The 20,971-nt window shown below is 51.7% G+C and carries 26 protein-coding genes; 25 read left to right on the top strand and 1 reads right to left on the bottom strand.

Translation table 11 applies throughout. The features are described 5' to 3' along the window. Position 1 precedes the first annotated feature (1 nt). The 13 genes from AC0YNW_RS14195 (at position 2) to AC0YNW_RS14135 (ending at position 10,129) form a co-directional block, all read left to right on the top strand. Positions 2-1,093 (top strand): prephenate dehydrogenase, encoded by a 1,092-nt coding sequence (locus AC0YNW_RS14195; RefSeq protein WP_387473679.1) that lies wholly within the window; start codon positions 2-4, stop codon positions 1,091-1,093. Positions 1,094-1,658: 565 nt separating this feature from the next. Beyond that, the gene (locus AC0YNW_RS14190) at positions 1,659-2,252 is read left to right on the top strand and encodes an RNA polymerase sigma factor (RefSeq protein WP_387473677.1); all 594 of its coding nucleotides are present in this window, start codon (positions 1,659-1,661) and stop codon (positions 2,250-2,252) included. Beyond that, complete coding sequence (locus AC0YNW_RS14185; RefSeq protein WP_387473674.1) at positions 2,249-2,857, top strand: anti-sigma factor family protein; 609 nt, start codon at positions 2,249-2,251, stop codon at positions 2,855-2,857. Before AC0YNW_RS14190 ends, AC0YNW_RS14185 begins: the two co-directional genes overlap by 4 nt. 42 nt (positions 2,858-2,899) lie before the next feature. Further along, on the top strand, positions 2,900-3,487 hold the full coding sequence (locus AC0YNW_RS14180; protein WP_475832537.1) for a histidine phosphatase family protein: 588 nt from the start codon (positions 2,900-2,902) through the stop codon (positions 3,485-3,487). A 202-nt stretch (positions 3,488-3,689) separates the two neighbouring features. Then, positions 3,690-4,871: a hypothetical protein gene (locus tag AC0YNW_RS14175; protein ID WP_475832536.1), complete on the top strand. Its 1,182-nt coding sequence runs from the start codon at positions 3,690-3,692 to the stop codon at positions 4,869-4,871. Positions 4,872-4,933: 62 nt separating this feature from the next. Beyond that, complete coding sequence (locus tag AC0YNW_RS14170; protein ID WP_387473667.1) at positions 4,934-5,440, top strand: gamma carbonic anhydrase family protein; 507 nt, start codon at positions 4,934-4,936, stop codon at positions 5,438-5,440. Between the two features lie 23 nt (positions 5,441-5,463). Beyond that, entirely contained in the window at positions 5,464-5,646 is a 183-nt protein-coding gene (locus AC0YNW_RS14165; RefSeq protein WP_120113266.1) for an IDEAL domain-containing protein, read from the top strand. A gap of 113 nt (positions 5,647-5,759) precedes the next feature. Beyond that, entirely contained in the window at positions 5,760-6,182 is a 423-nt protein-coding gene (locus tag AC0YNW_RS14160; RefSeq protein ID WP_475832535.1) for a DUF2487 family protein, read from the top strand. Positions 6,183-6,422: 240 nt separating this feature from the next. Then, a complete protein-coding gene (locus AC0YNW_RS14155; RefSeq protein WP_387473662.1) occupies positions 6,423-6,953 on the top strand; it encodes a Rieske (2Fe-2S) protein in 531 nt (176 codons plus the stop codon). A 16-nt stretch (positions 6,954-6,969) separates the two neighbouring features. After that, positions 6,970-7,641, top strand: coding sequence for a menaquinol-cytochrome c reductase cytochrome b subunit (gene qcrB, locus AC0YNW_RS14150; RefSeq protein WP_119799573.1), 672 nt, complete (start codon positions 6,970-6,972; stop codon positions 7,639-7,641). 19 nt (positions 7,642-7,660) lie between these two features. After that, positions 7,661-8,524, top strand: a complete 864-nt coding sequence (locus tag AC0YNW_RS14145; protein WP_475832534.1) for a c-type cytochrome — start codon at positions 7,661-7,663, stop codon at positions 8,522-8,524. 65 nt (positions 8,525-8,589) lie between these two features. Next, entirely contained in the window at positions 8,590-9,219 is a 630-nt protein-coding gene (locus AC0YNW_RS14140; protein WP_475832533.1) for a DUF1405 domain-containing protein, read from the top strand. 46 nt (positions 9,220-9,265) lie between these two features. Then, on the top strand, positions 9,266-10,129 hold the full coding sequence (locus tag AC0YNW_RS14135; protein ID WP_475832532.1) for a sporulation protein YpjB: 864 nt from the start codon (positions 9,266-9,268) through the stop codon (positions 10,127-10,129). Positions 10,130-10,162: 33 nt separating this feature from the next. Here the strand turns inward: AC0YNW_RS14135 and AC0YNW_RS14130 are convergent, their stop codons facing one another. Further along, on the bottom strand, positions 10,163-11,026 hold the full coding sequence (locus tag AC0YNW_RS14130; RefSeq protein ID WP_475832531.1) for a YitT family protein: 864 nt from the start codon (positions 11,024-11,026) through the stop codon (positions 10,163-10,165). Between the two features lie 132 nt (positions 11,027-11,158). Between AC0YNW_RS14130 and AC0YNW_RS14125 the strand changes: the two genes are divergently transcribed. From AC0YNW_RS14125 to AC0YNW_RS14070, 12 genes are all read left to right on the top strand, one after another. Further along, entirely contained in the window at positions 11,159-11,494 is a 336-nt protein-coding gene (locus tag AC0YNW_RS14125) for a nucleotide pyrophosphohydrolase (protein WP_475832530.1), read from the top strand. Positions 11,495-11,547: 53 nt separating this feature from the next. Continuing rightward, the gene (locus AC0YNW_RS14120) at positions 11,548-12,081 is read left to right on the top strand and encodes a tetratricopeptide repeat protein (RefSeq protein ID WP_475832529.1); all 534 of its coding nucleotides are present in this window, start codon (positions 11,548-11,550) and stop codon (positions 12,079-12,081) included. 10 nt (positions 12,082-12,091) lie between these two features. Continuing rightward, entirely contained in the window at positions 12,092-12,904 is an 813-nt protein-coding gene (dapB, locus tag AC0YNW_RS14115; RefSeq protein ID WP_475832528.1) for a 4-hydroxy-tetrahydrodipicolinate reductase, read from the top strand. Positions 12,905-12,943: 39 nt separating this feature from the next. Further along, positions 12,944-13,366 carry a methylglyoxal synthase gene (locus tag AC0YNW_RS14110; RefSeq protein ID WP_475832527.1) on the top strand — a complete coding sequence of 141 codons (423 nt, stop codon included), beginning with the start codon at positions 12,944-12,946 and terminating at the stop codon, positions 13,364-13,366. After that, a complete protein-coding gene (bshB1, locus tag AC0YNW_RS14105) occupies positions 13,366-14,058 on the top strand; it encodes a bacillithiol biosynthesis deacetylase BshB1 (protein WP_475832526.1) in 693 nt (230 codons plus the stop codon). The genes AC0YNW_RS14110 and bshB1 overlap by 1 nt, the downstream gene beginning before the upstream one ends. Before the next feature lie 64 nt (positions 14,059-14,122). Beyond that, on the top strand, positions 14,123-15,283 hold the full coding sequence (bshA, locus tag AC0YNW_RS14100) for an N-acetyl-alpha-D-glucosaminyl L-malate synthase BshA (protein WP_387473636.1): 1,161 nt from the start codon (positions 14,123-14,125) through the stop codon (positions 15,281-15,283). 51 nt (positions 15,284-15,334) lie between these two features. Beyond that, on the top strand, positions 15,335-16,618 hold the full coding sequence (locus AC0YNW_RS14095) for a CCA tRNA nucleotidyltransferase (protein ID WP_475832525.1): 1,284 nt from the start codon (positions 15,335-15,337) through the stop codon (positions 16,616-16,618). A 1-nt stretch (position 16,619) separates the two neighbouring features. Continuing rightward, positions 16,620-17,603 carry a biotin--[acetyl-CoA-carboxylase] ligase gene (locus tag AC0YNW_RS14090; protein WP_475832524.1) on the top strand — a complete coding sequence of 328 codons (984 nt, stop codon included), beginning with the start codon at positions 16,620-16,622 and terminating at the stop codon, positions 17,601-17,603. A 345-nt stretch (positions 17,604-17,948) separates the two neighbouring features. Then, entirely contained in the window at positions 17,949-18,860 is a 912-nt protein-coding gene (gene panB, locus AC0YNW_RS14085; protein ID WP_475832523.1) for a 3-methyl-2-oxobutanoate hydroxymethyltransferase, read from the top strand. Then, the gene (panC, locus tag AC0YNW_RS14080) at positions 18,857-19,735 is read left to right on the top strand and encodes a pantoate--beta-alanine ligase (RefSeq protein ID WP_475832522.1); all 879 of its coding nucleotides are present in this window, start codon (positions 18,857-18,859) and stop codon (positions 19,733-19,735) included. Before panB ends, panC begins: the two co-directional genes overlap by 4 nt. A 2-nt stretch (positions 19,736-19,737) precedes the next feature. After that, entirely contained in the window at positions 19,738-20,121 is a 384-nt protein-coding gene (panD, locus tag AC0YNW_RS14075) for an aspartate 1-decarboxylase (protein ID WP_475832521.1), read from the top strand. Between the two features lie 117 nt (positions 20,122-20,238). Continuing rightward, positions 20,239-20,967, top strand: a complete 729-nt coding sequence (locus tag AC0YNW_RS14070) for a tetratricopeptide repeat protein (protein ID WP_475832520.1) — start codon at positions 20,239-20,241, stop codon at positions 20,965-20,967. Positions 20,968-20,971 lie beyond the last annotated feature (4 nt).

The following is a 20,971-nucleotide window of genomic DNA, read 5'->3' as shown; positions in this document are numbered from 1 at the left end:
TATGACGAATGTAGCGATTTTTGGAGTAGGTCTTATTGGGGGTTCGATTGCGCTTTGCCTGAAAGGCAAGCCGGGTATCCGGGTGATCGGATTCTCCAATCGGGAAAGCTCCGTTCAGAAATACCTTCAACGTGGCGTGGTTGATGTCGGCACGACATCGATCCAGGAAGCCGCGGAGCAAGCGGACTTTATCTTTCTATGCGTACCGGTTGGCAACCTGCAGGAGTATATGGAGAAGATCAGCGCCTTCCATTTGAAGAAAGGCTGTATCATCACGGATGTCGGCAGCACGAAGTCTTCGGTGGCGTCTTATGCGAGGTCCATTGATCTGGGACCAGCGACCTTTATCGGCGGTCATCCGATGGCAGGGTCTGAGCGCTCCGGCGTAGAGGCGGCCTCCTATCATTTGCTGGAAAATGCCTTCTATGTATTGACGCCAGAACCATCAACGCCGCCAGAGGCGGTGGAGCGATTGACGGAGCTGCTTTCGCATACGAGAGCGAATATTGTCAAGGTGGATGCTGACTCGCACGATGACATCGTGGGAGCGATCAGTCATTTGCCTCATATGATTGCTGTTGCGCTGGTGAATCAGGTGCGAGGCTATAATGAACGCAATGATCTGTATCAATCCTTGGCTGCCGGAGGCTTTCGGGACATTACGCGCATCGCCTCGGGAGATCCAAGCTTATGGCGGGATATTCTGCTTGATAACCGCCAGGTGCTCCTGCGGCTGATCCGCGACTGGAATGCCGGAATGGAATCATTCGCGCAAATGCTGGAGAAGCTGGACGGACCGGCCATTGAAGAAGCGTTCCGGACGGCTGGTGAATTCCGCAACCGCATGCCGGAGCGACGCAAGGGCATGATTCATTCGGTGTATGATTGTTATGTCGATGTGCCGGATCATCCCGGTATTATCGGCAAGATTGCCAGCGAGCTTGGCAACAACCGGATCAACCTTAGCAATCTGCAAATTATCGAGAGCAGGGAAGATGTGCCGGGCATTCTTCGGTTATCGTTCCGCAATCAGGAGTATTTGGATCAAGCGATTGCACTGCTTGAGAATAATGGCTATTCCGTTCATCAATAGATGGACGTTCCTGTGTTTTCATTTTCAAGATTTGTCACGAAAATGAAAACGCTTGTTGACAAAATGGAAGCGTATACATATAATAAAAGTACAGTATGGTTTCTCTCCACTCCTATCCAATAACTGCAGCGTTCATCATGAACGCAAACCACTCCACGGAGTGGTTTTTTTTTGTTTATTTCAGGCCACTAGCCTGAACATGAAGAACACTGGAGATCTGTGTGCAATAAGGGTGTGAATCACCCCTTGCGGCTTCCGGCTGCAAGGGGTGTTTTGTTTGGGAAGCTCCGAACATAGGTTATATAGGAGTAACAGATTAGAGTAACAGAAGCGAGTTAAGCCATTTTTCACCCTGATTCGTTTTATTAGGAAAATGAAGGTTTAAGAAGTAATGTCGAAACAGGCAGGATTTTGCCTGTCGGAATCGAATTGTTAAACTTACTCAATTGAATCTGCAGTTAAATCTGTATTTATTGAGATAATGACCGCAACTTTTTGTTTTCGGGCCGGTACAATGATACATAGGGTCCGGGAATAATCTGCAGGTGGAGGAGGTTCGCCTGTCATGACTGATTCCCAGTTAATACGAGAGATTAAGGATGGCAATGTCGAGCTGTACTCCGAACTGATGCGGCGTTATCAGCGCAAGATATTAGCCTTCATCTTTCATATGCTGAAAAGCGCGAAACTGGAATTGCTGGCTGAGGATTTATGTTCAGAGACATTTTATAAAGCTTACCGCAGCCTCCACTCCTTCCGGGAGATGGATGCTTCTTTCTCTACGTGGCTGTATACGATTGCGCGCAATACCGTTTTGAGTGAGCTAAGGAAAAGCAAAGCGAATAATGTATCGCTCGATGACGCAGGTTTCGAACCGATCGCATCGCATGAAGCCGCTCCCGAGCAGCAGCTTCTGCGCAATGAAAGAATGGCTATGGTTCGCGAGGCAATTAACAATTTGCCGGAGAAGCAACGGTCCGCGCTTATTCTAAGGGAATATGACCAACTGGATTACCAGGAGATTGCGAATATTCTTGGGCAGTCGGTCAGTTCCGTCAAATCATTGCTGTTCCGGGCAAGAGCCAGCGTGAAGACGCAGCTTGAGCCTTATTATGGAACAATGCCGTCGGCGGAGTCTTTCGAGAGGATGAATTCATGATGAAATGCGAGGACGTGCAGCTTAGGTTTTCCGACTACTGGGATATGTCCGAGGAGGATCAGGAGAGAATAGAACTGGAGGCTCATTTGCTGGATTGCGAGCATTGCTCCGCTCATTACGGCTTCTGGGAAGAGAGCGAGGATCTCGTTCGCATTTGCGCAGAGGAAACCGCCGCGATCGGTCCTTCAGAGCATGTGAACCGTGCCGTGATGGAGCGCATCTACCTGGACGAATCCTGGTACTTGCCGGTTCCAAGCAAAAGCTATCACTTCTCCAAATCATTCCGTCGAAATACGGCTATTCTTATTGCGGGCTGCATGGCAATGTTCGCTTGCGCGTTTTTTGTATTTGTGTTCGATTATAAGGATGCGACTACCGAGGCGCAGTTGCAAAAGATGACGGGACTGATTGAAGCGGCTAACGCTTCGACAGACAACGCATTTATGACTGCGGGTTTTTATGCAGAAGTGCCCGTAGCCAGCATAAGCGACCCGGTCGTACTGAAGGTTGTGCCGACGTTCCCGCAATATTATGTAGCGCTATCGCTGCTTGGGCTGGTTATGGCATTACTGATATTAAATTGGCTGTCCAGAACGCGACATTGATGTTCGGGTCAGGACCGGCAGACATCGAAAGGGGTAATCGGATTGCTTATCGGCTTGGTCCGGCATGGGAAGACAGATTGGAATGCGAAGGGCATCATACAAGGGCAGACGGACATTCCGCTTAATGAGGAAGGCATTGCGCAAGCGAGTGCGCTGGCATCCAGATTGAGCAAGGAACAGCGTATATGGGACGCAGTTATCTCTAGCGACCTGCTGCGGGCAAGAAGAACGGCAGCCATTATTGCCGAACGGCTGGCTATTCCTGTATTGGAGCCGGATATTCGGCTGCGTGAGCGTTATTTTGGCGAGATCGAAGGGACGACGGAGCAAGAACGTCTGGAGCGCTGGGGAGCGGACTGGCGTGAGCAAAGCCTTGGCATGGAATCGGATACAGCGGTGCGTGTCAGAGGCTCGGAAGCGATCTCGGACCTGATGAAGAGAGAGGAAGGCCAGAGCGTTCTGGTCGTCTCGCACGGAAGCTTCATCGCCCAGATGTTAAAGGAGCTATGTGCGGAGCTGGAGGATTCCCGCCTTGGCAACCTGTCCTACTCTATTCTGGAGCGGCAGAACGACGCATGGCAGCCCTTACTTCATAACTGTACCCGGCATTTGGAGGAGATCAACGTCTAGCCGTACAGCTTTAAATCAATAGTTAGAGCAAGCTTTCCGATTGGTTTTCGGAGAGCTTTTTTTGCGTTGGCAGTCTATTTACTTGGAGGCAACCGCAACTGATGGGTATGAAATGCGCGAATTGTCCAATAATGGTAGTAAAACCTTAGCTCTAGAAGCTGCAGCCTGCGAGGGAGCGGTACTCTGCAGAAAGGGGAGAGCCATGAATCTGTCAGACATGCTAAGTTATGCCGATATCGGTCAGCTCAGCAAGATTGCGGGCGTTTACCAGTGCGAGTGCAACGGGAACTCCAAAAACGAGCTGATCCAGTCCATTCTGTCGCAAGTGAATCGGCATGACGTATTCGAGAATCAAATCAGCTCTATGAAGCTGGAAGATTTGCGTTTCCTTAATTCTCTGCTATTCGAGTCCAGGCAGTCCTACAGTCTGGAAGATCTGGTCGCGAGGGTTCAACAGAGCCGCTTCGGTGAGAAGAAGGAACCGGTGGAAGAACCCGCCAAAAAAACGAAAAAAAGCAAGAAAAAAGCTGCTTTGCCGCCGGCGCCGCCTAGTCCAAGGGAAATCATCGTCCAGTTCAAGCATCAGGGCTGGCTCTTTAACGGATTCAGCGGTCCGGGGAGGTATCTGTTCCAGATTCCGAGCGATCTGAAGACCAGATTCCGCGAGACGCTCAGGCGCAGATTCGCCGAGCAGCTCCAATACACGGATGAACCGAATATGTACAGGGATGAACAGGGCTTAATGCAAGAAGACATCAAGCAATTGCTTCATTATGTATACCACAATGAAGTGCAGCTTATCCCGGACGGTTCCATGTACAAGCGGTCTCTTCAGCAAATGCTGGACCGGATGGGCGTGCGGGAGGACTTGCCAAGCAAGGGAGCCTGGCGATTCGGATATGGCCGCCACTTCAATTATTATCCGGACCGGTTCTCCCTACTCTATGATTACTGCTGCAGCGCCAAATATATCAGCGAACAGCCAGATGGATGGCTCATTGTAGAGGATGCGGGCAAGGAACGGCTGGAGAAGCCGGCTGAAGCAGATGAGCAAGAGCTGATCTATCGTTATTGGTTAAAGCTGTACAAGGGCCCTGTGGCCAATCTGCTGTCGCTGGTTCATTGGATTCATGCGCTTGCGCCCGATTGGGTGAGCGTGTCATCGCTCCGGGAAGTGCTCCTTCCTTTCATCAAGACCTATTACTACGACGATGCCAATGCCATCCTGGAAGCCAGGATTCTTAAAATGATGGTGCATCTTGGCCTGCTGCGCATAGGGGAACACCCGGAGCACGGAACGGTTGTGCGCATGACGAAAGCGGGCAATGCGGTCATCGATCGCATGGCTAGAGGGCCGGACGCAGCCGGACTTGCCTTGCATTGACATTCAGGAGCGGCCTTGGTAGAATCTCCCCAATTCAAGGTTGTCAAGGGAGATGAGGATAAATGTTGTTGCCGTATAACCAAATAATGCCCGCTGTACACGATAGCTGCTATATCGCAGAAGGTGCCAAGCTGATCGGCGATGTGTCGATTGGTCCCAAAAGCACTGTTTGGTTCAACGCCGTGCTTCGCGGCGATCTCGCTCCGATCCGAATCGGACATAGCTGCAACATCCAGGACGGTGTTGTAGGCCATGTGAATACCGATCAGCCGCTTGTACTGGCTGACGAAGTGTCGGTCGGCCATAGTGCGATTATTCACGGCTGCACGATAGGCAAAGGTACATTAATCGGAATGGGGGCAATCGTACTTAACGGCGCAGACGTTGGTGAATATGCTTTAATAGGAGCCGGTTCGATTGTGACAGAGAACAAGAAAATACCATCCTATACGCTTTCTATCGGAACGCCCGCCAAAGTCGTAAGAGAGTTGACAGAGGATGATTTGCTGCGCATGAGAAGGACAATGGAGAGCTACGTGACGAAAGGAATCGAATATAGGATCTCGTAAGCGCCGGTGTGGAGGTGTATCCTATGGACAAAATGAAAGAAACGTATGAAGCGATGCTCGGATTGGTCGCTGAGCTTGTACTGGACGAAGCAGTGCTGAAATTTCAGACCGAGAAGCTGAATCATGCAATAGACAAAGCGCTCGCGTCCGGCGACGAGGATACGTTCTACCGACTCGTCAAGCAACTCAATGAGCTAAAGCATTAACGATAAGGAGCTTCCATGTGCGGCCGGCTGTATGCCAGCTCTAGCGCACGGAGGCTTTCTTTTGTAGAATGGAAAAAGCAAGAGCAGAGACAACGGGGAAATGAGGAGAACGGATGAAATTCAGCGATATTACGGAAGAACAATGGGACGAGCTTAAGCCGTACCTGGATACCTGCCTGCTTCCCGTCACGGGGCTTGGCGGCGGGGAGTCGCCCTATGAGACGACAGTCCGGCTTGAGCGGCTGCGGGATATGATGGATCTGGTGGAGATTCCGTTCAAGGGCAGGGTGGTTACGTATCCGGCATGTCATTACATATCAGAAAGTGAAGCGTTCCATTCGATGCTCGGCGAATGGTGCAGCCGGCTGAAGCAAGCGGGGTTTAAATATGTGATCGTCATGACGGCGTTTGCCGCTCCTGGGCTGATGATTGAAGCTGCGGATCTGATCCTGCAGCCGGGACCGGACGGACAACTCCTGACCCCCGGCGAGGTGTCGTCACAAATTAGAGAGCTCTGGAGCCCCATTTCTCCTTAAATATGGATATCCTTCGTATAATTAGATCGAAATATGGGGAAAACAAATGCCAGAGCAGGTCAAATGTGACAAAATGATAACAAATTCTTGAACGGCATTTCCAGAATGACGCAAATATCGGGCCATATTCTTGACGCTCCCAAACACCTAGGCTATTATAAGTTATGTCCTAGTTCGTCATGTGTTTTTGCCGTGCGGCAAGACGCGAGATATGGTTGGCAAAGGGGGTTAGAACAGAAGATGAGTAATCATGAACAACACGAGACGGCGCATCGTCCGGTTCAGCGCAAAGAAATGTCCCGGCGTCAATTTTTGTCATATACGCTTGGCGGCACAACGGCCTTCATGATGGGCGGCGCGGTACTTCCGATGGTTCGGTTTGCGGTTGATCCGCTTCTTGCGAAGAAGGGCGAAGGCAATCTGGTTAAGGTTGTCGAGGAGAGCAAAGTTACCACGGAACCGCAAGAATTCAAGTTCAAGATTCATCAGATTGACGGTTGGTATGAGAGCGAGCCTGAACTCGTAGCTTGGATCTCGAGAGGCGCAGACGGCAAAGTATTTGCCCTGTCTCCGGTCTGCAAGCATTTGGGATGCACGATTTTCTGGAATACGAAAGGTCATAACGAATATGACTGTCCGTGCCATGACGCGAGATATTCCAAGGACGGCAAGAACTTGGCAGTAGCCAACTCGCCGCTCGACGAATATGAAGTCGTCGTTGACAACGGCATTGTCTATTTGGGACCACTCGTTCCGAACACAAGAAGCTAAGGAGGGCGTACTGCAGATGTTTAAAAATGTATACAACTGGATTGACGAACGTCTTGACATTACGCCGCTTTGGAGAGATGTAGCAGACCATGAGGTGCCCGAGCACGTTAACCCGGCGCATCATTTCTCTGCATTTGTCTACTGCTTCGGTGGCTTGACGTTTTTTATCACGGTTATCCAGATTTTGTCGGGGATGTTCTTGACCCTGTACTACGTGCCGGATATTATTAACGCTTACGCGAGCGTTGACTATCTGCAGCATCAGGTCGCATTCGGCCAGATCGTTCGCGGCATGCACCATTTCGGTGCGAGCTTGGTAATCGTAATGATGTTCCTACATACTCTTCGCGTATTTTTCACCGGCTCCTACAAGGCTCCGCGTGAGATGAACTGGGTAGTCGGAATGCTGATTTTCTTCATCATGCTTGGCCTTGGATTTACAGGTTACCTGCTTCCATGGGACAACAAAGCTTACTACGCAACTAAAGTAGGTGTAGAAATCGCGGCTTCCGTTCCTGTTATCGGATCCTACATTGCTGACTTCCTGTATGGCGGCGACATCGTAGGGGCGCAGACGCTGACTCGCTTCTTCGCGATTCACGTATTCTTCCTGCCAGGCGCTTTGATCGCCATGCTGGCGGCGCACTTCCTGATGATTCGGAAACAAGGCATTTCGGGACCACTTTAAGCGAAGGGAGGGCTTACACATGGCTCACGGTCATAAATCGAACGAGAAGGTCGTCTATGTGGGCGACTCGCGCGTCAAGAAAGCGGGCGGCTTCCAGACACCGCCAGACTACACGTCATTTCCGGGTAAATCGGAAGCCTTCATCCCTAACTTCCTTCTTAAGGAATGGATGGTTGGTTGCGTCGTACTGGTCGGTTTCCTGGTATGGGTTATCGCTGAGCCTGCACCGCTGGGCTATCCGGCTGACCCGACGAATGCATCGTTTATTCCGATGCCAGACTGGTACTTCTTGTTCCTGTATCAATTTTTGAAATATCCATATGTATCGCAGGAGTTCATCCTGCTGGGCACGCTCGGCATTCCTGGTATTCTGTTCGGCGGATTGCTGCTTGCTCCATTCCTGGATACCGGCAAGGAGCGCCGCTTCTACCGCCGTCCAATCGCTTCGTCGCTTATGCTTCTGACGCTGGCGGCTTGCGTATACTTGACGGTTGTATCTTGGGATCACTACCAGCACATGCTGGAGAAGAATGGACAAACTCCTGAGCATCACGTTCGCGAGGAAGAAGCGAGACTGGCTCATGAGAGAGGCTTGCCTCGTCCTAATCCGCTGAAGAAAGCGCCTGTTGCAGCTATCATTGAGCCTGAAGATCCGGCAATGTCGATCGTTCAATCTCAATGTATGGGCTGTCATGCGAATGACTTAGCCGGTGCCAACGGACCAGCATTGCTTGGCGTAGGTAATCGCCTGTCGAAGGAAGAGATCGTGGAGACGATTACACACGGCCGTAATGGCGGCGCGATGCCTCCATACGAAGGTACACTTTCTTCAGATGAGATTGATCAGCTGGCTGTATGGCTGACCAAGCAAACCCAAGAGTAGTTGAACCCTTAAAGGAAACCTGATCGAATTATTCGGTCAGGTTTTTTTTGGAAAGGAACAATAGCATGAATCTGAGTCTGTTCTGGAGCCGAAGCTTCCTGCTGAACCGCAATGTGCTTTGGCTTTTGTTTATCGTTAATCTGGTCGGTACGATATACGGTTATATCTGGTATGAAAACCAGCTCATTTGGACCATCGAGAACAAACCGGCATGGATGCTTCCTTTTGTGCCGGATTCGCCAACTTCAAGCTTGTTTTTCACCCTGTCGCTTCTATTTTTGATGTTCCCTCCACAGCGATCATCCAAACTCGGCGACATCGTGCGTGTTGTGATCGAGGCACTTGCTGTCGTTTGTTCGGTCAAATACGGCATATGGGCAGTTGCCATGATTGTCGGCGGAGCCGCACAAGGCGATGTGCTGAATTGGCAGCATTACATGCTGATCGCATCGCATCTGGGGATGGCCGCAGAGGCGCTATTGTATTTCAGATTCATGAAAGCTAGGACCGGTGCGCTTGTCGCAGGCCTGGGATGGCTGCTGCTGAATGATACCATCGATTATACGTATGGCATTAATCCATGGCTTCCGGCAGAGCTGGAGGACGATCTGGATGCCGTACGAACCTTCACGTACGCGCTGTCGCTTGCAAGCTTCCTAGCCGCATGGCTTGTCTTGCGTTTTCGAAAAAAATGAATAAAGACGGACATCCCCTCATAGATTGGTCTATGGGGGGATGTCCATGAAATCGCGTATTATCATTCCGTTCATCGTCTGTCTATGTATGGCGATGGGTACGGCTGGAGTGGTATGGGGCGGCGCGAGTCCAGTAGGAAGCTACGCATTCCTGTTCTCGTCAGGTCCGTACCATCAGCTTGAACGAATGGACGAGACAGCGACAGCTTTATATACGGCGGCTTATACGAATAATCGGCAAGCCGCATTCGCTGAGTTGCAAAGGTTGAATAAGCTGCTGGACAATAAGATGCTTCGCAGCTACGGCAGTGCTGACGGATGGTCGGCAATGGAGCATGATGCAGCTGCTGTCGAGCGGGCGCTCTCCAGTGGCGTGAAGCATTCGCTGTGGCTTGAGCATACCGTACGGCTGCGTATGGGCGCTGATGCGCTAATGAATGGCAAGGCAGCTCTGTGGCATCAATACAAAGCGCTGCTTACGCATGATGTGAACACGTTGAAGCAAGCATGGAAGAGACAAGCGGGGGACCCTGTAGCTGCTGCGCGCGCTACTCTGCAAGGATTAAGCGAGCATGCGGCCAGAATCGAGACGGCGGCGATGTTCGCAGGTGATCCCATCCGTATGAGAGAATTGATGGAACGTATTGCTTATGCGGGGAGATTGCTCGAAGGCAAGCAATCTACGGTGTCGAAGACGGAGGTCGATCAATCGCTCGATGCGATTCGGCTGGTGATCAACCGTATATTTTTAGAGGACAAGCAGGCGGCAGCCGTACCGGCCATAGCGCCGCCAGGCATCGGACAGCCGCTGAAGTGGGCGCTGCTGCTGGGTACGATTATATCAGGCGTGTTGACCTGGACAGGCTGGCGCAAATATAAGGCAAGGCCTTACGGCGTGAAGAAGCTGTAGTCGTAACGGAGACAAGCGAAGCGGGAAAGTCCGCTATTCTTCTTTGAAGCCTTCGCCCAGCACGTCGTGTACGTCATTGATTACAATGAAGGCTTGGGGATCGATATTGCGAATGATGGTTTTGAGGCGGCGGTTCTCCGCTCTTCCCACAACGCAATAGACGATCTCTTTTTCTTGTCCGGAGAAGGCTCCCTTTGCCGGCATCAAGGTGACGCCGCGCTCCAGCTCATGGGTAATCGTCGTCGCCATCTGCTCTCCGTGCTCGGTAATGATAGAGAAAGCCTTTGCGGCATAAGCCCCTTCCTGGAGAAAATCGATCATCTTCGAGGCGATAAAAACAACAACAAGCGTATAGAGCACCTTCTCCAGGGAGATGTAGAGAATGGAGATGCCAATGATGACGGCATCAAACGCCAGTATGACCTGACCCATGCTGAAGCTGCGCCAGCGAGTCAATATCCGCGCAATGATATCGATGCCTCCGGTCGTGCCGCCGAAACGAAAGACGATGCCTAGTCCGGTCCCAAGCGTTACCCCTGCGTATAACGCGGCAAGCATATAATCATTTGTACTATGGAATGGTACAAGCCATCCGGCCTGAATGAAATATTCAATAAGCGCGAGAAACAAGGAAAGCGACACCGTGCCAACGATGGTATAGAGCATTTGGAATTTGCCCAGAGCCTTCCAGCCCAGGAGGAATAGCGGAATATTGAGCAGCAGCGTCGTGACCGACAGTTTCCATCCGGCGGCATAATTCAGCAATACGGCAATGCCGGTTAATCCGCCTTCCATGAGCTGGTTCGGAATAACGAAAACATGCAGCCCAAAAGCATAAATGGCCGTTCCGACCAGTATGGGCAAGATCAGGCGCAGCTGATTCCATATTCTTTTCACGAAGACGCCTTCTTTCTATAGATTGCTTTATCTCTAGTATGGCGAATTGACCCGTGCGAAAAACATTGATTTTGAGCGGACCTATACGGTAACATAGTAACGTGCAGCTATACAGGAAAGGAAGCCGGAAAGATGTCTGAGAAGTCATTGTCTGAAGTACAGCGTGAGGTGGATGAGTACATCTCGCAATTCAAGGAAGGCTATTTCAGCCCGCTTGCCCTTATGGCAAGAATGACCGAAGAGGTCGGCGAGCTGGCACGTGAGATTAATCATTATTACGGAGAGAAGCCGAAGAAGGCGGATGAGGCGGAAAATACCGTCGAGATGGAACTTGGTGACATTTTGTTTCTATTATCCTGCTTCGCCAATTCGCTAGGCATCGATCTGACCGAGGCTCACGATAAGGTCATGCATAAGTTCAATACGCGTGACGCAAATCGCTGGACGAAGAAAAGCGACGAACTGTAAGCAAGCTCCATACATATGCTGTACCATCACCCCTGTACAAGGAGGATGGGCAGATGGATGGGGAGACCTGCATCAGGAAGGCGTATGAATATATTTTTCACAGCGATTTTGAAGAGGCGATCTATTGGTTTGAGCAAGCGATAGCTGCCGAACCGGATAACGCCGGATATTATCATAAATGCGCCGTATCCTGCGCGCGCAGCGGCAAGTGGCCGAAAGCGAAAATCTATGCAGATGTGGCCGAGAAGCTGGAGCCGGATAATGAGGAGTACCGGTATCATTCGCAAGTGATACAATCCCGTCTTCTGCTGGCGGAAGCGAATGTGCTGATAGACCGAGAGAATCCGGATATGAAGGAAGCCGCTGAGCTGCTCCGGCATGCGGTTATGCTGGACCCTTTGAGCTTTGATGCGTATTACACGCTTGCGATGGTATGCATGACAGACGGAGGATTAGATGAAGCCATAGAGTGCGCGAGGGAAGCTTTGAGACTCGATCCGAACCACTCGGCGGCTCGAAGATTATTCGCGGACATTAGCCGCAAACGGAGAATGGAACGCATCCGTTCCACGATGAGAAGACGATAAAGAAAAGGTGATGGGGATGACGATAGAACGGATTAGAGTTGCGGTTACTGGCGCTGGGGGAAGAATGGGCAGAGAGGTCGTTAAGATGGTACTGGAGGATGAGACGCTGCAGCTGGTAGCTGCCGTAGGTCCGTCCTCCGGGCCGGTCGATGCAGGCTTATACGCGGGCCATTCCAATACAGGCGTGATCGTAAGCGCAACATTGGACGAAGCGCTGAGCGGGGCGAAGGCTGACGTGCTTGTTGACTTTACAGTCCCGCAAGCCGCTTACGGCAACACGAAGAAGGCAATCGAGTATGGAGTCCGTCCTGTTATCGGGACAACAGGCTTTACGCCAGAGCAGATTGAAGAGCTGGACGAGCTGTGCAAAGGAAAAGGAATTGGCGGCTTAATCGCGCCTAACTTCTCGATCGGTGCTATTCTGATGATGAAATTTGCAGCAGAGGCTTCCAAATATTTGCCGAATGTGGAAATCATCGAATATCATGGCGACCAGAAGCTGGATGCGCCTTCGGGCACTTCCATCAAGACGGCCGAGCTGATCTCACAAGTGCGCCAGGAGCTGCGTCAAGGCAATCCGAAGGAAGAAGAAACAATTGAAGGAGCGCGCGGCGGGTATTATAATGGGTTCCGTATACATAGCGTCAGACTTCCGGGCGTGTTTGCGCAGCAGGAGGTTATCTTTGGAGGCTATGGCCAAACGCTTAAAATTCGTCATGATTCCTATGACCGTGCCGGCTATATGCCGGGTGTCAATGTAGCCGTGAAGAAGGTTATGACATACAGCGGTTTGATCTATGGTTTCGAGCATATTATGGACTAGCCGACAAGGCGCAAATTGACATCGGGAGAGGGGATTCACATGCTGAACATTGCATTTATCGCGCATGACCGCAAGAAGGACGAGATGGTGAATTTCGTCATCGCCTATGAACATGTGTTCACGCCCCACACGCTTTATTCCACCGGCACGACTGGTACTCGCATTATGGAACAGACTGATCTGTCCATTCATCGCTTCATGTCCGGCCCGCTGGGCGGAGACCAGCAGATCGGCGCGATGGTAGCCGAGAATGAGATGGATCTGATTATCTTCCTGCGCGATCCGCTGATGGCACAGCCGCATGAGCCGGATATTATCGCGCTGCTTCGTCTGTGCGATGTACAGGGTATTCCGGTCGCGACGAACATTGCGACAGCGGAAGTGCTGGTCAAAGCTGTTGAGCGCGGCGATTTTGCATGGCGCGAGCTGGTGCACAAATATAAGCCGGGAGCGGCCGAGTAATGGACAAGCTGGATATCCTCGTATTCGGAGCTCACGCGGATGACGCAGAGATCGGAATGGGCGGAACGATCGCCAAACATACGGCGGCGGGACAGCGGGTCGGCATTTGCGATTTGACCGAAGCAGAGATGTCCTCTAACGGCACCGTGGAGCTGAGGCGGCAAGAAGCCGCAACAGCCTCTGCGGTGCTTGGTTTATCTGCACGGACGAATTTGGGACTGCCCGACCGCGGCTTGCAGGGGGGCCGGGAACAAATCGATGCGATCGTTGCCGAAATTAGACGTTGGCAGCCACGTATCGTATTTGCGCCATATTGGGTTGACCGTCATCCGGATCATATCGCTTGCAGCAAGCTGATTGAAGAAGCTGTGTTCAATGCCAAGCTGCGCAATTATATGCCGCATCTGCCGCCTGTTCAGGTGGAGCAGCTTATTTATTATTATATTAATGATGTCGAGGCCGTATCGCTAATTGTGGATGTCACGTCTACTTACGATGTGAAGCGGGAAGCGCTGCGGGCATACCGCTCCCAATTTGACCGTTCGCATAGCGCAGATTCGGTAGCCACGCCGCTTACGAACGCTTATGTAGAGCGGGTCGAAGCGAGAGATTTCTTGCTTGGTCAAAGCAAGGGCTGGCAATATGCCGAAGGCTTCGCTATCAAGCGCCCGTTCGGCATTTCATTATTTTGACAAAACGTACAACCTATAGGGAATAGATATAGATATACCACATGAGTGGGGAGGTGCATCACGAATGGCTAAGAAGCTGAAAATCGGCATTACATGTTATCCGACACTTGGGGGATCGGGCGTCGTTGCTACGGAATTAGGGAAGCTGCTTGCCGAGCGTGGGCACGAAATTCATTTTATTACACATAGCATACCGTTTCGTTTAGGCAAATTTAATAAAAATATATTTTTCCACGAGGTTGAAGTTAACGATTATTATGTATTCCGTTATCCTCCTTACGATCTGTCGCTTGCCAGCAAGATGGCTCAAGTAGCCAAGATGCAGCAGCTTGATCTGCTGCATGTACATTATGCAGTGCCTCATGCTGTATGTGCTTATCTCGCCAAGCAGATGGTCGGCAACGGTCTTAAGACCGTTACGACGCTGCATGGCACCGATATAACCGTTCTGGCTCAGGATGAGTCATTAAAGGATCTGATCCGGCTTGCGATCCATCAGAGCGATGCCGTAACGGCGGTATCCAACGATCTGATCCAAGAGACGAGAAATCTGCTCGATATCCTGACGCCTATCGATCTGACCTACAACTTTGTCGATAAGCGCGTATATTATCCGCGTGAAGCCGCTTCCCTGCGCGCCGACTTTGCCGCGCCGGACGAGAAGATATTGATGCATATTTCAAACTTCCGCCCAGTGAAACGCGTGAGCGATGTGGTGGAGATTTTCGAGCGGGTGTCGAAGAGGGTAAGGGCGAAGCTTCTCCTGGTAGGCGAAGGACCGGAATTGACGAAGATTCAATGCAAAATTAAAAATATGGGGCTTGAGGACCGCGTTCATTTCCTTGGCAAGCAAGAAGACGTTGCCCAAGTCATCTCGATGGCGGACGTGTTATTGCTGCCCTCCGAGAAAGAAAGTTTTGGACTGGTATCGCTTGAAGCCATGGCATGCGGCGTGCCGACAATCGGCTCCAATGCCGGAGGCATTCCGGAGCTGGTTACGCATGGCGAAACGGGTTTCTTGTCGGATGTAGGCAACGTAGAGGAGATGGCGGAAGGCGCCATCAAGCTGCTTACGGACGATGCGCTTCATGCGAAGTTCAAGGAAGCTTGCTTGAAGCGTGCCAGACATGACTTCTGCAATGATTCGATTACAGAGCAATACGAATCCATCTACTACCGCGTGCTTGGCATTGATGCCGAGCTGCCGGTATCGGTCTGCGAGTAACGCTTGTTCCCGTGAAGAGGCAACGGCAGTCGTACGTAAGGAGGGGCGGTTTTGAAGCTAGAGCTTACGTCCGAGATGAGGGCAGCAATGCCATTGATTGAGCAACTGGAGGCGGAAGGCCACGAGGCTGTATTCGTCGGCGGAGCTGTGCGAGATGCCGTGCTGGGCCTTTCCGTTCATGATATCGATATTGCCACTTCGGCATTGCCGGAGCAGGTTATGGCTTTATTTCCGAAGTGCATCCCGACGGGATTGCAGCACGGAACGGTTACCGTTGTGCAGGAAGGCGAGACGTATGAGGTGACGACCTACCGGACAGAATCGGAATACGAGCAGTTCCGCAAACCTTCCTCCGTTGCGTATGTGCTGCAGCTGGACGAAGATCTGCTGCGCCGGGATTTCACGATGAACGCGATGGCAATCAGGCAAAGCGGGAGCGTATACGATCCCTATGACGGGTTGAGCGACCTGCGCGAGTTCCGGCTCCGGTGCGTCGGGAAAGCGGATGAGCGTCTCCAAGAGGATGCCTTGCGCATGCTGAGAGCGATTCGCTTTCTCGGTACGTATGGACTTCGGCCGGTTCCGTCCCTTTGGCGGGCATTGAAGGCATACAAGCCGTTGCTTCGCCATATAGCGATGGAGCGCGTGCAAGCAGAGCTGGATAAGATGTTGTCCGGCGATGTCCCTGAGAGAGCACTGGCTTGGCTTGGCGCCAGCGGGCTGTGGGCAGACTTCAAGGAAGCGGTACCGCCTGATTTGTTAGCGCGTATTCAAGAATCAGCGGAAGACGGCAGGGATGGAATGGCTTCACTAAGCTCGCTTGAACATTTGGACGAGCGTTGGGCAGCTATTTTATTGTCATTGCAAGCTGACGAGAAGGATGCGCAAGAGCTATTAGCCAGCCTTAGGCTTCCCAATAAGAGAACGAGTCTGATTATGACGGTATTACTGTTGCATTCAGAGCTGGCTGTGCGCGTGAATACGGGCGATGAGCCAGGCATTCGCGCTGCATGGCTGGCCAGCGTTATTCGCTTCGGCGAGGAAGCAGCCATGCATTGGCTGCATGTCGTACGTGTTTTGAAGCCGCAAGCGGGACAAGTATCGGAGGAAAGCGCGAATCGCTTATCCGTGATGCTCGAAGAGATGCCTGTCAAGTCGCTGAAGCAGTTGGCTGTGAGCGGGAATGACTTGCAGCAAGCTTTGTCACGCAAAGCCGGTCCGTGGATGAGCATCATGCTGAAGCGGCTGCTGATTGCGGCAGCTTCTGGAGAGGTCGCGAACGAGAGGGACAAGCTCCTTGCGGCGTCACTATTATGGAATGAAGAGGGTACATAGAATGAGCCATGATCATTTGCTGGATTTGCTGAAGCGTCATCCGGATCAATACGTATCCGGGGCGATGATGAGCCAGGAGCTTAAGGTGAGCCGTACGGCGGTCTGGAAACAGATTCGCAAGCTTGAAGCAGCGGGATACGAGATTGAAGCATCGACCAAGCTGGGTTACCGGCTGGTCTATTCTCCCGATAAGCTTAGCAGCGAAATGCTGACGGGGCCGGGAACTGCGGCGAGATTCGGACAGACTGTCCATTACTATGAACAGGTGAAATCTACTCAGGATTCGGCACGGGAGCTGGCGGAGTCAGGAGCGCCGGAAGGCACACTTGTGCTCGCGGAGGAGCAGACTGGCGGACGCGGAAGAATGGGCCGCGGCTGGGTATCTCCTCAAGGCAAAGGAATATGGATGAGCATGGTCATGCGTCCCCATGTTCCGATTCATTGCGCCCCGCAGCTCACGCTGCTGACAGCAGTTGCGCTATGCAGAAGCTTGAGGCGTCTGACACAATTGCCCATTGGCATCAAGTGGCCTAACGATTTGTTGATACATAGGAAAAAAATAAGCGGCATTCTGCTGGAATCTGCAGCGGAGGATGAGCGTCTCAAATATATTATCGCAGGCATCGGGATTAGCGTTAATTTGTCGGAGGGGGATTATCCGGAGGAATTGCTGGCGAAAGCAACATCGCTTCGCATTGAGGCTGGACAGCCATTCAACCGCCGTCAAATTGTCACGGAATTTTTGCAGGAGTGGGAGACGCTTTACGACCTGTTCTTGCAGGAAGGCTTCTCAGCGATTGCGGCACTGTGGGAGTCATTGTCGGTATCCATCGGCCAGAAGGTCCGTCTCGTTACGCCGCAAGGCGAGCTTGAAGGCACCCCGGTCGGGCTGGATGAGAGCGGAGCGATCCGCGTAGAGCGAGCCGACGGCTCGCTGGTTACGATCTTCTCGGCAGAGATGGGCGAGCCGCTTAGCCGGTCGTAGGACATGTGCAAGGCGGTTCATTTACGCCGTTTACGAACGGTATTTTTTTGTGGTACACTACATGTATCAGGCGGTATTCCAAGGAAGCTGCACTGGTAAGCCTCGCAGATTGAACCGTGTCAATGATTGGTGTTGCACACTCTGCTCTGAGCCGTAGGGACCGAGACAGAAGGAAGCACAACAAGCAACCGTTTCCTTTTTATGTCCGGAACCTTTTAAGCAATCGGCTAAAAGGTTTTTTTGTGTTTAAAATAGCACATAAGTGCGTGTTCAGATGCTGATGCTATCGCTTGGTTCAGCGGACATTCAGTCTCTCTGTTCGACAACGAAAAGGAGATGAAAGCGATGAGGAAACGACTGACGATCCACAGCCTGCTGAAGATGAAGCAGGAGCGCAATGCGATTTCCGTGCTGACGGCTTATGATTATCCGTCGGCGAAGCTTGCAGAAGAAGCGGGAATTGATGTCATACTGGTAGGGGATTCGCTCGGCAATGTCGTATTGGGCTACGAGACGACGATACCAGTGACAGTTGACGATATCGTGTATCATACAAGATCGGTGGCTAGAGCCGCCGGGAACACCTTCATTGTAGCGGATATGCCGTTCCTGTCCTATGGAGCCAGCCGGGAAGCCACGCTGCTTAACGCTGCGAAGATCATGCAGCAAGGCGGCGCGCAGGCGCTGAAGCTTGAAGGAGGCGCGGAAATCGCCTCTGATGTGGAAGCGCTGGTACAAGCCGGTATTCCTGTTATGGGCCACTTGGGGCTGACGCCACAGTCCGTGCATCAGCTTGGGGGCTACAAGGTGCAAGGGAAGACCGAGAAGGACGCTCAGAAGCTGATGGAGGATGCGCTCGCCTTGGAGAAGGCAGGAGCATTCAGCATCGTTCTGGAGCTTGTGACAGAGCCGGTAGCGGAAGCGATCAGTAAGGCGCTGACGATTCCGACGATCGGCATAGGCGCAGGCAGAGCTTGCGACGGACAGGTTCTGGTCTACCATGATATATTGCAATATTCTTCCCCCTATTTTGAAAAGAAATTTGTGAAGACATACGCCGACATTGGCTCGACGATCCGGGGAGCGATTGAATCCTTTGTCGATGAAGTGAAGACAAATCAGTTCCCTGCCGAGGAGCATGTGTTCCAGCCGGGATCTGCAGCCCCTGCAGCCTTGTACGGCGGGGGAACAGCCAAAGCTGAAGAGCCGCGCAACACAGCGAAAGAGAGCCAGCGAAAGGAAGTACCGCTCGCATGATTGTAGCCCGCACCATTACCGACCTGAAAGAGCACTTATACGCATTATCCGAGGGCGGGAGAAGATCGATCGGCTTTGTTCCGACAATGGGTTATCTGCATGAAGGGCATGCAAGCCTGATGCGGGAAGCGAAGGCGAAGAACGATATTGCGGTATTGAGCGTCTTTGTCAATCCGACGCAATTTGGACCGAATGAGGATCTTGACCGCTACCCTCGCGACGAAGAACGCGACTTGAAGCTCGCGGACGAATGCGGAATTGATGTTGTTTTTTTACCTACAGTACAACAAATGTATCCGAAGCCTTCCAAGACCAGCATCATCGTCATCGGATTGACTGACCGGCTCTGCGGCGCTTCGAGACCCGGACATTTTGACGGGGTAGGGCTGATCGTTAGCAAGCTGTTACATCTGATTAAGCCGGACAGGGTTTATTTCGGGATGAAGGATGCTCAGCAGGTTGCCGTCATCCAGCAAATGGTGGATGATCTGAACTTTGATACAGTTATTGTGCCTTGTCCAACCGTACGTGAGCCTGACGGACTTGCACTCAGCTCGCGCAACGTCTATCTGTCCGCCGAACACCGGGCGCAGGCTGTTATCCTGTCTCAATCCTTGGAGCAAGCGAGGGGATGGATACAGGAGGAGAGCATGACAGCAGGCTCGCTTCTGTCGCGTGTGAAGGAGCGAATCGGATCTGCTCCGGACGCGGTCATCGATTATGTGGAGCTGCTTCGGTATCCTTCGCTTGAGCCGCTAGACGAGCAAGAACTAACGCATAAGCTGGAATCGCCGGCATTGCTGGCTATGGCGGTCAAATTCGGAACGACACGCTTGATTGATAACAGCCTGTACCATCCGAGTGGAGGGGTTTAACGATGTTTAGAACGATGATGAAATCCAAGCTGCACCGTGCGACCGTGACGGAAGCGAATTTGAACTACGTTGGCAGCATTACCATTGACGAGGATTTGATGGATGCAGCGGATTTATTTGAGAATGAGAAGGTTCAAATTGTCAACAACAACAATGGCGCGAGGTTCGAGACGTACGTCATAACAGGCGCAAGAGGTTCCGGTGTTATTTGCTTGAACGGCGCTGCGGCGAGACTGGTGCAGCCAGGCGACAAAGTGATTATTATCTCGTATGGCATGATGACGAGCGAAGAAGCCAAGGCACACAAGCCGGTTATTACCATTTTGGATGACCAGAATAAGCCGCTTAAGGTGCTCACTGAGGAATTGCATGCCACGATTATCTAATTGCAGGATTACGCAACCTACCTGACTTATGTAACGGCTGGTACGCCGTATGAAAAGCAGGCTGTAAACAAAAAATGACCGTATCACTCCTTATTCTAAGCGAAGGCGGGATGCGGCATGTTTCAGCATATGTTCACGTCGATGAACGAAATGCTTGACGGTATTACCAAGCAGTACCCACAAGCAAGCGAACAGGAGCGAATGGCGTACCTTAAGCAAATCGCCGAATTGAAAAAAATGAGCGACAGCTTTATCGAGCAATGGCTGGATTTCGAAGAGAAGGTGTCCGACTTCCAGGAAGGCATCGCGGCTGCTCAGCCTGTTATGGTCACTACGTCTGTGATGGATGATGATCCTGTTGCAGCAGAAGGGCAAGCTTCGTCCTATTCGCCAGTGGAAACAACCACTTGCAATATGGCGGATCTTGCCATACCTGAAGAAGCGGAGCTGCTCATTAACAAAGGTCAAGGCTATTATAAATTATTTATGTTTTCTCACGCTGCCAGTTTATTTCAACATGCGATTGCCGTTGCGCCCGAATGCAATTTGGCCAGGCTATTCCTGGGTATGAGCCAGATGCATATGCAAAATTGGCAGGAGGCCCAGCGGCAATTTCAATTATTAATTGTGCTGTCGGACTTTCCGAAGTGGCTGGCTTTAGGCTATAATGCCCTTGGATGCATTCATGCGGTTCACATGAACATCGCCCAGGCGGAGAAGCTGTTCCGCAAGGCATATGAGGTGTATCCGAGCTTCACGGACTCATTAAACAATCTTAAGTCCTGCCAAGAAACGCCGGGACAATTATCGTTATATTTCGGTAGCACGGAGCTGTGCTGTATGTGAGAGG

The sequence above is a fragment of the Paenibacillus sp. J31R120 genome (assembly GCF_056269225.1).
Note: the sequence above shows the minus strand (reverse complement) of the source record. Positions and strands in the feature narration are given on the sequence as shown.

Bases quoted from the DNA above. Each gene is read 5' to 3' on its own strand.
- AC0YNW_RS14170 (WP_387473667.1), top strand. From the start codon at position 4,934: ATGTTGTTGCCGTATAACCAAATAATGCCCGCTGTACACGATAGCTGC.
- AC0YNW_RS14165 (WP_120113266.1), top strand. From the start codon at position 5,464: ATGGACAAAATGAAAGAAACGTATGAAGCGATGCTCGGATTGGTCGCT.
- AC0YNW_RS14140 (WP_475832533.1), top strand. From the start codon at position 8,590: ATGAATCTGAGTCTGTTCTGGAGCCGAAGCTTCCTGCTGAACCGCAAT.
- AC0YNW_RS14155 (WP_387473662.1), top strand. From the start codon at position 6,423: ATGAGTAATCATGAACAACACGAGACGGCGCATCGTCCGGTTCAGCGC.
- AC0YNW_RS14125 (WP_475832530.1), top strand. From the start codon at position 11,159: ATGTCTGAGAAGTCATTGTCTGAAGTACAGCGTGAGGTGGATGAGTAC.
- AC0YNW_RS14185 (WP_387473674.1), top strand. From the start codon at position 2,249: ATGATGAAATGCGAGGACGTGCAGCTTAGGTTTTCCGACTACTGGGAT.
- AC0YNW_RS14195 (WP_387473679.1), top strand. From the start codon at position 2: ATGACGAATGTAGCGATTTTTGGAGTAGGTCTTATTGGGGGTTCGATT.
- AC0YNW_RS14190 (WP_387473677.1), top strand. From the start codon at position 1,659: ATGACTGATTCCCAGTTAATACGAGAGATTAAGGATGGCAATGTCGAG.
- dapB (WP_475832528.1), top strand. From the start codon at position 12,092: ATGGGGATGACGATAGAACGGATTAGAGTTGCGGTTACTGGCGCTGGG.
- panC (WP_475832522.1), top strand. From the start codon at position 18,857: ATGATTGTAGCCCGCACCATTACCGACCTGAAAGAGCACTTATACGCA.
- AC0YNW_RS14175 (WP_475832536.1), top strand. From the start codon at position 3,690: ATGAATCTGTCAGACATGCTAAGTTATGCCGATATCGGTCAGCTCAGC.
- AC0YNW_RS14090 (WP_475832524.1), top strand. From the start codon at position 16,620: ATGAGCCATGATCATTTGCTGGATTTGCTGAAGCGTCATCCGGATCAA.
- qcrB (WP_119799573.1), top strand. From the start codon at position 6,970: ATGTTTAAAAATGTATACAACTGGATTGACGAACGTCTTGACATTACG.
- AC0YNW_RS14120 (WP_475832529.1), top strand. From the start codon at position 11,548: ATGGATGGGGAGACCTGCATCAGGAAGGCGTATGAATATATTTTTCAC.
- bshA (WP_387473636.1), top strand. From the start codon at position 14,123: ATGGCTAAGAAGCTGAAAATCGGCATTACATGTTATCCGACACTTGGG.
- panD (WP_475832521.1), top strand. From the start codon at position 19,738: ATGTTTAGAACGATGATGAAATCCAAGCTGCACCGTGCGACCGTGACG.
- AC0YNW_RS14070 (WP_475832520.1), top strand. From the start codon at position 20,239: ATGTTTCAGCATATGTTCACGTCGATGAACGAAATGCTTGACGGTATT.
- panB (WP_475832523.1), top strand. From the start codon at position 17,949: ATGAGGAAACGACTGACGATCCACAGCCTGCTGAAGATGAAGCAGGAG.
- AC0YNW_RS14160 (WP_475832535.1), top strand. From the start codon at position 5,760: ATGAAATTCAGCGATATTACGGAAGAACAATGGGACGAGCTTAAGCCG.
- AC0YNW_RS14135 (WP_475832532.1), top strand. From the start codon at position 9,266: ATGAAATCGCGTATTATCATTCCGTTCATCGTCTGTCTATGTATGGCG.
- AC0YNW_RS14145 (WP_475832534.1), top strand. From the start codon at position 7,661: ATGGCTCACGGTCATAAATCGAACGAGAAGGTCGTCTATGTGGGCGAC.
- bshB1 (WP_475832526.1), top strand. From the start codon at position 13,366: ATGGACAAGCTGGATATCCTCGTATTCGGAGCTCACGCGGATGACGCA.
- AC0YNW_RS14110 (WP_475832527.1), top strand. From the start codon at position 12,944: ATGCTGAACATTGCATTTATCGCGCATGACCGCAAGAAGGACGAGATG.